This is a genomic window from Anabaena sp. UHCC 0204, from assembly GCF_009711975.1.
Lineage (GTDB): Bacteria > Cyanobacteriota > Cyanobacteriia > Cyanobacteriales > Nostocaceae > Dolichospermum.
On sequence record NZ_VIKW01000028.1, the window covers coordinates 25,132 to 38,039 of the forward strand.

At 37.2% G+C, this 12,908-nt stretch carries 9 protein-coding genes; 1 reads left to right on the forward strand and 8 read right to left on the reverse strand.

Annotated features, from left to right (window positions below; all coding sequences use genetic code 11):
• Positions 1 to 14: 14 nt before the first annotated feature.
• From FJR04_RS19685 to FJR04_RS19695, 3 genes are all read right to left on the reverse strand, one after another.
• Complete coding sequence (locus FJR04_RS19685; protein WP_168497906.1) at positions 15 to 548, reverse strand: chemotaxis protein CheW; 534 nt, start codon at positions 546 to 548, stop codon at positions 15 to 17.
• Positions 549 to 561: 13 nt separating this feature from the next.
• Entirely contained in the window at positions 562 to 927 is a 366-nt protein-coding gene (locus FJR04_RS19690) for a response regulator transcription factor (protein WP_168497908.1), read from the reverse strand.
• Positions 928 to 1,103: 176 nt separating this feature from the next.
• Complete coding sequence (locus FJR04_RS19695; protein ID WP_168497910.1) at positions 1,104 to 2,330, reverse strand: response regulator; 1,227 nt, start codon at positions 2,328 to 2,330, stop codon at positions 1,104 to 1,106.
• A 602-nt stretch (positions 2,331 to 2,932) separates the two neighbouring features.
• Between FJR04_RS19695 and hmpF the strand changes: the two genes are divergently transcribed.
• Entirely contained in the window at positions 2,933 to 4,684 is a 1,752-nt protein-coding gene (hmpF, locus tag FJR04_RS19700) for a pilus motility taxis protein HmpF (RefSeq protein ID WP_168497912.1), read from the forward strand.
• Between the two features lie 145 nt (positions 4,685 to 4,829).
• Here the strand turns inward: hmpF and tilS are convergent, their stop codons facing one another.
• The 5 genes from tilS to FJR04_RS19725 all read right to left on the reverse strand — a co-directional run bounded on the left by tilS (position 4,830) and on the right by FJR04_RS19725 (position 12,268).
• Positions 4,830 to 5,816 (reverse strand): tRNA lysidine(34) synthetase TilS, encoded by a 987-nt coding sequence (gene tilS / locus FJR04_RS19705; RefSeq protein WP_168497914.1) that lies wholly within the window; start codon positions 5,814 to 5,816, stop codon positions 4,830 to 4,832.
• Positions 5,791 to 6,516 carry a sterol desaturase family protein gene (locus FJR04_RS19710; protein WP_371418197.1) on the reverse strand — a complete coding sequence of 242 codons (726 nt, stop codon included), beginning with the start codon at positions 6,514 to 6,516 and terminating at the stop codon, positions 5,791 to 5,793. The genes tilS and FJR04_RS19710 overlap by 26 nt, the downstream gene beginning before the upstream one ends.
• A 391-nt stretch (positions 6,517 to 6,907) precedes the next feature.
• Positions 6,908 to 8,221, reverse strand: coding sequence for an MFS transporter (locus FJR04_RS19715; RefSeq protein WP_168497918.1), 1,314 nt, complete (start codon positions 8,219 to 8,221; stop codon positions 6,908 to 6,910).
• Positions 8,222 to 8,227: 6 nt separating this feature from the next.
• Entirely contained in the window at positions 8,228 to 9,241 is a 1,014-nt protein-coding gene (locus FJR04_RS19720) for an iron-siderophore ABC transporter substrate-binding protein (protein ID WP_168497920.1), read from the reverse strand.
• A 99-nt stretch (positions 9,242 to 9,340) separates the two neighbouring features.
• A complete protein-coding gene (locus FJR04_RS19725) occupies positions 9,341 to 12,268 on the reverse strand; it encodes a TonB-dependent siderophore receptor (RefSeq protein ID WP_217359437.1) in 2,928 nt (975 codons plus the stop codon).
• Between the last annotated feature and the right edge of the window lie 640 nt (positions 12,269 to 12,908).

Consider the following 12,908-nt stretch of genomic DNA (forward strand, 5'->3'; position numbering starts at 1 on the left):
CCTCCCTCCCAATTTCATCCTGCCCACCGCGCACTTCGCAAAATTGCTATCTGATCAAGTAGTCGTAAGTATTTATTTTCTTTTTTTGTATCAAATACCCATTCACCACGCAAAAATGGAGCCATAGTATCTGGTACATTATTTTGCGGCCTTAAATCTTGGACATCAAGCCAGTCCATGCCACAAATTTCTTCTACCCCTAAGCCTACTATGGTGTCTTGATCTTCGATAGCAATTACGGGTATTTCGGAACAATCTGTATTTAAGGCAGTTGCTTCACCCAAAAATTGACCTAAATCAGCCACCCAAATTAACCGTCCCCGTAAATTTAGAGTACCTAAAAGTAGGGGGGATGTATTCGGAATTGGGGTAATTCGATCTGGACTAAGTTCAATTACTTCTCTAATCCCAGTTGCTTGTAATGCAAACTCCTGACGTGAGGGCAGATAAAACCTTAAATGTAACTCACCTTCAGGACTTTCTAGTTGTAATTCGGGACGGAATTGATCTTGCCCAGTGCCACTTAAAAAGTCTGGTTTGCTAACCATGTTGTTGTCATCCTTATCCTCGCAGCAGTTGTTTGACTGTTCCTACCAACTCGGTTGGTTGAAAAGGTTTAGCTATGTAGGCATCTGCCCCTTGCTTCATCCCCCAATAGCGATCAAATTCTTCACCTTTAGAAGAACACATGACTACAGGAACATTTTGGGTTTTGGGATCAGATTTTAATCGCCGACAGAGTTCATACCCATTCATTCGCGGCATGACAATATCCAAAACCACTAAATCGGGAGGTGTGTTTTGAATCGCCTCTAAAGCTTCTACACCGTCGCCTGCATGGGTGACTTTTAAGCCACTAGCTTTGAGGAGGTCTGTAATCATCTCCCTTTGGGCAATACTATCTTCAACAATTAGAACTGTACTCATAAATGTCTATTTACCTCCTAATTTAGACGTTCTGGTAGAGAACACGATTTGCTCTCACGACAAAGATTAACTGTATAAATTAAGTCTATTGTTTCACTACTTTACTGTATATGGAAGTTGGTTCAACAAGTAGTTTTATTCTGGTGATAACATTTTTTACCCTATCTTGTACCCAATTAACAAGTCTTGTATCCTATTTGTATACCTGTACAGTAGTCTGAATTTAGATATTGCTCTACTAGCATTAGTAATTCCTGATCTGTAAAGGGTTTTGTCAGATAATCCGTTGCTCCTACCATCCTGGCGCGAACACGATCAATAAATCCGTCTTTGCCAGTTAGCATGATAATCGGTACAACTCTAAATGCGGTGGAGTGCCGCAGCATGGCACAAATCTCGTAACCATCTAATTCTGGCATAGCAATATCACAGAGAATTAAATCTGGCTGAATTTGAAAAACGAGACTAAGGGCTTGCAAAGGATTCGTAATGGAAATTGCTTCATAACCGTTTGATTTTAATATTGACTCTATCGTCTCACAAATGACTAGTGTATCTTCAATACATACTATCCGCCCTTTATAATTTTCGACTTGTTCCCAATTCTGTTTTTGTTTGTGGGGATGATAAGCTTCTGAATATACTAATTGCAGCCAACCCTGCTGTATGTAAGGATATATAGCTTTGGCTACTGTTAAAATATCACGGTTCAAATAGCGAGCTAGTTGGCGTAAAGAAGTTTTTCCATCAGCCCAGCTATGTAATTTTTTGACTGTAACCTCTGGCAATGAAGCACCTAGTTTAGCTATGTCGGCTAAATTAGGTAATTGTTCTGTTGATTGAATATGTGGGTATAATTGCTTCCATTCTTGCACCTGCTTGGTAATTTTGGCAACTAGTGGAGCAATTTCTAATGTGGTTAATTGTGGTACTAGTGCTGTCCCTAGATCAAAAATGAAACTGCCTTGGTGTAAGCTCAAGAGATCAAATAAAGTCTCCTGTACCAAGCCATAAATGATGGTACGAGCAATTTTAGGGGTGATGATGTTTTGCTCCAACAACGCCCAAATATAAGCATACTCTGGAGAATTTGTAGATGTTAGGGATGCAAGTTGTTTGGATTCAAGTCGCTTTTGAACTCGGTAATGACGTAAATAATCGTCAATCCGCGATAAACTACTATCACCTGCTTGGCAATAGACAATTTGACCATTGAGAAAAAAGACAAACCATGATTGTGGTGTACTTTCTCCACCTTGTCGGCATTTGAAAATTTCTTCTCCACTAAGTTTGTTATTTTGGTGTGAGGTATGGGATTCTACCCATAATTGTCCGGTTCGCTGTCCTAACTCGATCAGTTGTAGGATGCTGCAAATATCAATTTCGTTTAAATTTCCCTGCATTTAGCTACAAAGCACTCCTTGCTGTATCAGTGTGATTACTTGATGAATGTTGATCTTGAGCGCCGAAGGAGTCAGGGGTAAAAATCATAAAATTGCCTCAGACTCCACAACACTTTTTTTATTCCCATCCCTCACATCTAGTCTAAATACATAAAATTTGTGGGACTCGGAAATTTATTGATGAGTTGCTCTTCCACCGTACTCGTTACACCTTGATATTGACTCCTATCTTGTCATTTATTTTTTTTATGTTTCATGAGGGTCAATGTTGATCAGCTAATACAGAGTAGCAATACTATTCTCTATACAAGTAGTCCAGAAAAAAAAATATATGGAACAAATATTAAGATATTGTAATATCATAAGGCTAAAGGCGGTGATTACACGGAAACTGTACTCAGTGAAGTGGTTAAGAGTATATATTAGGGGAGCAGTAAAATGATTTGTATTCAGTATATAGAAGTATCAAAATGTGTCACGTCCCGGAGAATAGTTTTATCTTGGTTGTGCTGCTAAACTAAGTTTAAAGAAAATAAGTTAATAGAATAATCTAAGGTATATCCTAAAACACGGACAAGAAGTACATCAAAAGGATTGACGGTGTGCTGTATTTAGCAGAAGTACAAAAACAGAAGAGTGGCTTACTTGGTGGTGGTGGCAAAAGCGAACTCAAATTGCTCGCTTGTCAACGCAATGACCAAAACTGGAGTCCCGTACCGGACGAAATGATTGTTGCTGATGAAGCCAATAAATTAAATGATGGTGCATTGGTACTGGTGGAATTGAGTCCGAATCGTCAAGTACAGCGGATTCAAGACGCAGGTCGTCCATTGGTGAATATTTTGCAGAATTTTTCCCGACAGGTGGAAAAGTTTAAGCTCAAGGAAGATGAAATTGATCAGTGGAAACAGTCACTGATGATTCAGGTTCAAGAACTGAATCGTCGGGAAATGGAGATGGAATCACGTTGGGAACAAGTACAACAATTGGAGAATGACTTTAATCGTTTAGATACCCAACAACAAACCATTGATGCTTCGCGCATGGAAATTGAACGTTTACGGGCAGATGTTGAACGTAATCGTCAGGAGTTGGAAGGGGCTTGGGAGCATCTACGCGGTGAACAACGTCGTTTAGAACAGCAAGAGACGAATTCCCAAAACTCTCAGGCTATAGATAGGGAAAAAGGTCAGGTATTAAGTGATTTACTTAATCGCTTATCTAGTCAGATTAATCCTATTGAAACAGTAAGAGAAAGCCTAAATTGTGCTGTGGAGTTGGTGGAGAAGCAACAGGACGCTCTTAATCCATATTGGCAACAGTTGGATATACAACGTCATGCAGCTAATCAGCATCAACAGGAGATAGAGGAACTAACAAAAACTCTAGGCGATCGCCAAAACGCATTAAAAATTGCACAAAGTTCTCTAGAACAACAGATTACTCAGGTGCAATTAAAGGTCGCAACAGTTGATAGTAAACGGGAGTTAGCTGTTATACTCAAACACCATTTGGGAACTGAGGAGAATTTGTACCAAAAGCTCAGTTTTTTGGCAACTAACACAGATGCTGAAATCCCCAAACAGGATGTTGATGTAGAAGCCTTGCAGCAAATGCCCTTAGCAGAATTGGAAAGGATGGTACAAGACTGGCAGGAGAAATTAGATAGGGATTCCGGTTTTGTTCAAGAACAAGAACAAGAACTGAAATACAAGCAAGAACTTATAGAAGAACTCCAAGAAAAAATTGCCAATTCTTTTGGAGAAGAACGGACAGATTTAGAGTCTGAATTAGCCGATGAACGTGATCTTTATGAAATGCTAAACGAAAGCTTAGTAGGACAAAGACGCAATTTAAATGGGCAGCAAAAGACTCTCCAACAAAATCAATTTATATTATGGCAAAGGCAAGGAGTTACTGTTGATTTACATAGTGAATCTAGTGATTTAGCATCAATTGTTTTGGAGATTGAAGGGCAAAAGCAACAAAAATCCCAGGAACTACAAAACTTAGAGGGTGATATAGAACGGATACTGACTGCTATTAACGCAGATCAGGAGACGATTGATCATCAAACTCAAGCAGTAGAAACTGATCGTCAAGCGGTTCAATCTCTGGAAGAACAACTATTAAATCTACGAATAGTGACTGTTGAATGTGGGAGTAAAGTCAATCTTTATCAAGAAGCTTTACAACCTATTCAAGATGCTCTGGATGGAGTTCGGGATCAGTTACAAAGAATTGCTGAATCTTTAACTCAAGCGCAAACAACTGGCGATCATCAGTTACAAATTATGGACGAGATGCGTCAGGCTGTCCAAGATTTGATGAATTTACCAGAGGTATTAATCTAGCAATCATGAAGGATATTTAATCCTTCTTTTTGCTTTGAGAGTGTTTCAAACAATAAATGATCCAAAACCAGAGATTGCTTCATTCCGCTCCGCTCCATATGGCTAACGCCACGCTCCGCGAACGCAATGACAATTGGGCATTTTTTTACTTGGAATACTGATTGATATAAATCCAGTTGCCTTGGACTATCGCTATTGCTCCACCAGGAAAAGGATCAGTCTGGGAACGATTGGGGGCTGTAATTAAAGCCGTTAATTTTTCAATGTGTTCAAAGTTGGGAGCATCGGGAAGTATTTCTAGGAGTACCTGACGCATCACGCGCCGTTGTATTGCTAAGGGTGCTGTTCGTAATATGCTTTTGTTTAACTGTAAATCACCTTTTTCATCTGTTGCTAAGGCTTCTAGCCGCCACTGATGGGCTGTTTGTTCTAGATATTCTACCTCTGCTTGTAGTAGTTCTGCTGTTTGAGCTAGATTTGCTTCTACTTGGGGGTTGAAATTTTCTTGTAAATATGGGATTAATTCTTGACGAATACGATTTCGCGCATATTGTAAATTTTTATTTGTGGAATCTTCCCAAATTGGTAAATTAAATTCTTGGCAAAATTGCTCTGTTTGGGAACGGGTAACTGCCAATAATGGACGGACTAAAATGATATTCTCAGTTAATGGACGTTGCCAATTTAAAGCTTGTAAACCATCTGCACCAGTACCACGCATTAAATTATATAGTAGAGTTTCCGCGCGATCGCTCGCCGTATGTCCAGTAATAATATATTGATAATTATGAATTTGGGCAATTTTAGTTAAAGCTTGATATCGCCAATTTCTGGCTGTAGCTTCACTGTTTACAGGTTGATGAGCAGTTTCTAAATAAAAAGGTGTCTGCCAACTTTGTGCTAAATTTTGGACATGGAGAGCATTAGCTTGAGAATCATCGCGCCAACAATGATCACAATGAGCGATCGCTAAATTCCATCCCCATTTAGGTTGTATATCTAATAATAATTTAATTAGGCATAAAGAATCTTGTCCTCCAGAAACTGCAACTAATAGCCTTTGGTTGGGTGTAAATAGATGGCGATCGCGAATGGTACGATGTATTTTAGCGTGGAGAGGAGTCCATCTCATTATTTTTCTTAACTAAGGGAATCTCATTCATAAATGGCGTTTTGATCATCACATCTGTATCCATCAATTTGTCCCAAAACCGAAAATAAAGACCATAATTACAATTGAATTTGTGATGATGAAGAGTGTGGTGTGTTGGTGTAATCCAATGTTCATTCCATAACCCACGCATCCATGAAAGTGGATAAACTTCATAACCTGTGTGATTAACAACGCCAAATATCGTCATTAATGTTAGTAATAATCCCACCATGCTAATGTGAATGGGAATAATAAAAATCAGAATGGGAATAATAATTGCCGTCATCATACTCTCGACTGGATCAAAAGAAAAAGAAGTCCAGGGAGTAGGATTAATAGATTCGTGATGTATTTTATGAAAGCGCCGATATATGCTGGGAATGTGCAACCAGCGATGAGTCCAATAAAAATAAGTATCGTGTAAAAACAAATAGATAAATAGGCTAATTGGCAAATACGCCCAGCTATATTGTATAGGATTTATATAAACCTTTGTTTGTCCCAAAGCGATCATTTCCATCATAAAACCACTTGGTAAGGCAAAAATGAAGCACGATAACAGCGACCATCTGATTTCACTCTTCATTTTACTCTTGCGTTCATCCATATCATGAAGACGACGAACTTCCCAAGACTGGGGACGACGAACCCAAAGTAACCAATAGAGTAGCGAAGACACAATCAGGTATCGTGTCGAAAGCACGAAAAACATGAATAAACTTGAGATACCAAATTGTGGCAGACTAGGGAGCATAAAATAAATTTTTAGTGACAGAGGTTGTTTGAAAAGTTCTTGATCACAAATCGAAATTATACAGATTTTTACCAACAACGCTATAGCAGGAGTCAGATTTTACAATTATTAATGTTATCATATTTTTGTTTGAAAGCATAAATTAATTGGGCGTTGCTGATTGAATGTATGAATTAGCCTCACGCAAAGGCGCAAAGGCGCAAAGAATTAAGAGTTAAAGATATCTAATTTGTAAATTTCATACTCTGATTCAGCAACGCCATTAATTGATATAGTCACCATTGCATCCCACACGAAAAAGTTTTCAAACACCCTCTTAGGGTATTTTTGCTATTTGTGGGTATTCAACATCATGATCAGGGACAATATATTCTACATTCCGCAATTTGGGGTAAGCATATCCACCCAAACCAACTAACAACAAACCTAGAGAAGAAATCACATACAAAATTGCCATTCCTGCACCTTTACCAGTTCCAAATAAACCACTAAACAAGGGTGTAAGACTACCTCCTAGCATCATAGCAGGTTCAAAAACATGGTCAGCAAGCAAAGCAGAAATGAAGACAGCGATCGCCGAAACAATCTGTTGAATACTAGATTCAGTAGCAAAGACTCGTCCTTGTAAATCTGGTCTAACTTTACTCAACAAAATAGCTGTACTGGAACTTGTCAACATAGGAAAATTGAGGGAAGAACAAAACTGTGCGGGTAGCCAAATCATTAATCCTTGTGCAGAACCAAATACTGTTTTGCTGATTCCAGCCCCAATCATTCCTAACAAAAAGCCATTTATCCGCCGTTTAGAACCACCCCAAATACTCAGAATTATAGTTCCTGTCACTCCACCCAAGCCAGCCGCAGAAGAGATACTTCCTAACACTGTTGCATTGTTATTTGTCCGTGCCAAAATCATCGCAGAAGATAAGGTTGCACCGATATCATGAAAGAACCAAAATAAAGAACCAGTTGCGATCATAGCGAAGAGACTCGGACGTGCTATAAGATAGCGAAAGCCAAAGATTATTTCTTGCCAAAAATTGAGATCGTTCTGAGATTTATTGTTGATGTTTAGTTGGGGAATATGGACTGTGAAAATGGTAGCGATCGCTATTGTAAAACTAACCAGATCAATAACTAAAATTCCACTCAAATGAATCATATAATAGAGTACGCCTGCCAATCCTGGAGCGATAATAATTGAACCGTAATGAATAGCAGAATTCATACTACTAGCGCGAGTGTATTGCTGTTTGGGAACTAGCATAGAAATTGATGTTGAATATGCCAGAGATTGAATTTCACCAAAAGCCCCATTCACAGCACTAGTTAAATAAAGATGCCAAGTTTCTAATTGATTATTTAAATAAATATAACAGATAAATACAGTAGATATAGCTGCTACTGCATCACCAATTATCATCAATATTTTTCTATTTACACGGTCTACAATTAATCCTGAAACCAATGTAATTAAAATACTAGGAATCAATGTAAACAAACTGAGTAAAGCTAATGTAGTTACCTGACTTGTCAGTTCCCAAGCCCAGAGTTTGATAGCAAAATTGGTCATAGAACTACCAATAGTTGATATAAACTGACCAAACCAGATAATAAGAAAAGTACGCATTTTAGATTAATTAATTATATTAATATTAGTCATTTTTTGATCAAGAAGATATTTAAATAAATCATCAATTATTACATTGGCTGACAAAATACTACCAAATATCCAGTAACTAGAATCAACACTATAAACTTGTTGATTTTTCACTACATTTAGTGTTTGCCAAAGACGAGAATTTTGATATTTATGAAATAGGTTTTTAGCTCCCGGATCTACAGCTATAAATAAAATATCTGCATCGAGTAAATCTATTCTTTCTAAGCTGAGAATAATTAAATTATCATCAGGAGACTTGATTAAATTCTTTTGATTATCTGGCATAGAAATTCCTAATTCTGCCAAAATACTTCCAGGAAAAGAATATTGAGAACGAAATTCAGGTAATTGAACTTGTCCATGAAATCTACTTACAGAAACTTTGATTTTCTCAACTTTATTACCCAACACAGACCGGAGACTTGTTAATTTTTCTTGATATTGAGTTAATAATTCTTTAGCGACATCACTTTTACCTAATACATCACCCATTTGTTGTAAAGAATCTTTCCACCCACTTTGAGAATATTTCACCTTGACTGTAGGGGCAATTTGCGAAAATAATTTATAGGTTTCTGGATTAATACCGTATAAACTAACAATCAAATCTGGCTGTAAATTGACAATAGCCTCAATGTTTAACTGATTCTCGTTACCTATATAAGTTATACCTGCTATTTTATTACCCAAAAAATTAGCTTTATTCGCTACAAAAGCAGATTCTGGTGCAGCTATTGGTTTTATTCCTAATGCTAATACTACCTCTAAAGCTAATTGTTCAGTGACTATTACCCGTTTGGGTTGAAGTGGAATACAACTTTCACCTAATTCATGTTTCACTAACCGACATTCTGCCGCTAATGCTAATGGCTTTGTTTTGATTTCTCTAGTATTTTGATGAAACCCACTATGACAAGCAGTAACTATCAATAAAGAGATAGCAGTTAAAATACATAGCCTGAGAGCAGCAAAATATCCTTTTTTCATTGGTTTTAATCTGAAAACATTCACCAAGTATTGAAAGTTTTAGAGGCGGGATTTTCCCGCCAATTGAAGTTAATTATTTAACCCTATTCTCAATGCAAATCAAAAATCGAAAGAAACCGTTCCCAATACTGTTAATGGTGCAGCCGGAACAATAAAGAAACCTTGAGACTCGTAATACTTAGTATCCAAGAGGTTTTTAAAATTAATAGCAGCACGCCAATTATCCCGTTTATAGAAAACACTAGCATCAGTTCTAACGAATGAAGGAATTTTCAAATTATTTGGTAAACTCGCTTCCCTTTCTCCAGCATAAACAAGTCCAATTCCTAAACCGAACCCTTGCAAATTACCTTTTTGAAATTCATAAGTAGTCCATAAACTTGCACTGTTGTAAGGTACACCAACCAAGCGATTATCTTGTAAGTCATTATCTTTGGTAACGTTGGCATCTGTATAAGCATAAGTACCAATTATTTTCCAACCAGGAAGAACTTCACCAACAACATCTAATTCAAAACCACGGCTTTTTTGTTCACCTGTTTGAATGCTAAAGTTATCATCTTCAGGATCTGTTGTTAAAACGTTTTGCTTGGTTATATCGAAATAAGCTAAAGTTGCTGATAACCGTTTATTCAAAAACTCCTGCTTAATTCCTACTTCAAATTGTTCTGCCGTTTCTGGTTTAAAAGGTTCATTATTGCGAGTCTTGCCAAATATTTGTGGATTGAAAGAATTAGTCCAACTAGCATAAATTGATGTAGAATCAGTTGGTTGATAAACTAACCCTACTCTTGGCGAAAACTTAGAGTCTGAAGTCTCATCATAGACTGTACCAGTTTCTACATCTCGATAAAAAGAATCAACATTATCAAAACGACCACCAGCAAGTAATTTAATTTGTGGTGTTAGTTCTACTAAATTTTGGAAATAGACTGCAATATTATCTCCACCATATTCTTCATTAGACCTGCTCAGATTCGTAGGTACTGGTGCGCCATAAACAGGGTTAAAAATATCTAAATCACCAATGCTGCCACTCAAAAAGTCGTACACATATCTGTAATTGGATAACTCCAATCCTACAAGCACATTATGGGCAATTGAACCTGTTTTAAATTTGCCACTAATTTCATTTTGAAATGTTAAATTATTCTGGTCTTCATCAACATTGCGATATGCTCGTAATACTGTCCGTTCGTCGGCATTTACACGCCTTGGCTGCACACCTCTAGTATTACCACTAACATCAATTACATTAAAAACCTGACGGAATTTCCAATTATTGTTGTCCCCAAATTCACTTTCTAGTGTATAGGTGAAATTATTAGATTTCAATTCACCTCGGTTGAGATTAGGCTCACCTAAAAAACGGTTGATAGGCAAATCAAAAACTACCTTATTATTGGAAGGAAAACCCCGTTCAAAAGTGTAGTCATATTTTTGATATTCATAACCAAAGGTAAGATTTGTCCTTTCTCCCGCTTTGACGGTAATCATTGGGGCAATAAAGGTACTTTCATTTTCTACGAAATCACGAAAACTTTTCGCATTTTCGTAAGCTGCATTAAGTCTGTAAAGTGCGGATTTATTTTCTAATAAAGGTCCAGAAAAATCAATTGTTCCTCGGTAAAAGTCATTATTGCCAATTGTGCCATTCAGTTGATAAAAAGGATCTTCCAGGGGCTTTTTAGTAATAGTATTGACAACACCACCGGGACTGGTGGCGCTACCATACAAAACTGATGCAGGTCCTTTGAGAAATTCTACCCGCTCCACATTAGCGACATCACGAGGACTCAAAAATCCAAAATCTTTTACACCATCACGCAGAGTTTCAAAACCTGTAGAAAAACCACGAATAAAGTAACCTTGAGATGCTAGTCCACCATAGGTTTCTTGAGGACGTACACCACTGACATTATCTGCTAGTTCGTTAAGTCTAATTACTTGGCGGTCTTGAATTATTTCTTTGGGAATAACTTGTACAGATGCAGGAATATCACGCAATGGTACGTTTATTTTAGCGGCAGTTGTAGCTTCGGGAATAAAGTAACCGCTATTTTTTTCACCTGTAACTATTAATTCTATTGGTGTTTCTGAAGCAGTTGTTTCTTCTGGTTGAGTTTGATTTTCTGATTGGTTTGTTGGTGTTTCTGGTTGAGGGGTGGAAGCAGTAGAAGTGACACCAAAAATTAAACCATCGTTACTATCAAATAATTCTACCGTGGGTGTATTATCTGTTCCCGTCACAGTAACTCTGATGGTATTGCTATTAAAGTTAGAAATTGTGATATCGCTAACTCCAGGAATAGGTTGTTTTTGACTAACTGTATCACCATTGGGTAGAGTAAGCTGGGCTGAGGGAATGTCAACAATAAAAGTGTTACCGTCTTTTTTCGACGCTACTTGTAATTTGTCACCTTCTGGAGTCGCTAAGATTATTTCTAAGCCGTTGTTAGTCTTGTTAAATTTAACTTCACTAATTTTAACTACTGTTTGATTTTGCTGTATTGAAGTAGTAGCAGATGCGACGGGTGCAAGTTCAAAAATTAAGCCTTCATCACCATCAAATAATTCGGCGATTGGTACACCTTTTTCACCTGTAACTGTTAGTTGGACGGTGTTAGCATTTGTTTGGGTGACGCTGACATTGGTAATACCTGCAACTGGATTTTTTTGGTTAAAACTGTTTTGTTTACCCAGTGATAGAACTGTATTAGGTATTTCTACTATAAAATTACTGCTTTGGCTTTTATTGACTGGATTTAGTGCGTCTATATTAGGAGTTTCTAAAATTACTTCAATGCCTTTAGCAGTGGTATTAACTTTAATTCCTGTAATTTTTGCAACTGAGGTATTGCCTTTTTGTGCTAGTAGTTGCGCTGCACTGGTTGAATAATGTTCTTTGTCTTCAACACTAGGTATTTCTTGTGGTTGTTTTTGGGCATACGCTGGTTGTACTAAGCTGCTGATAACAGCTAATGCTAATCCTACCGAACGTATCTCATTAATTAATTCAGATTTCATTCCCGTTACTCCTTACCCTACACCTGTAAACAGAGTTTTCTCTAAGTTTGATACTGGTGTGCTTCCACATCCAGCAGCAACTTTCACGCTCAAATCTATGACGCAATAATTTCTTGATAGTGGTTTATCTTTTATATAAAAGATCCCTCACTAAATAGCTGCAAGTAATTTGCAGTTATAGGTATCACTATTAAGAAGTATTATCATAAAGATTTTTACAAAGCAAGTATTTTTTCAAATCGGCTCTAGCTGGGCTGACTGAAGGCGACGTAATGGCTGGATTAGGCTTTTGGACTGAAATCCTTACATTACAAGGCTTTATCGTCATTGTCCAGACTAAAAAATTGTTACTTTTTAGTCATAAATCTTTGATATTAGAATTTGTCATCTATCTACAGTAGTAATTTATGATGGTGTAAAAAACTTATACTTAATCAAGATAGTGATAAAATTTATTGATAGATTACTGATTGTCATTTTCAACTAATTGCTATAAGGTGAAATTTATAATTGAAAATAACTGGCAATAAACATTGGCGGACTGTAAGTAACAGACTAAATAGACGCAAATGAGACACTGCTAATAACTGTAAACTAACAGGTCAGCATTAGGGATATTGCTCTTTGTTAAGGTTTTTCA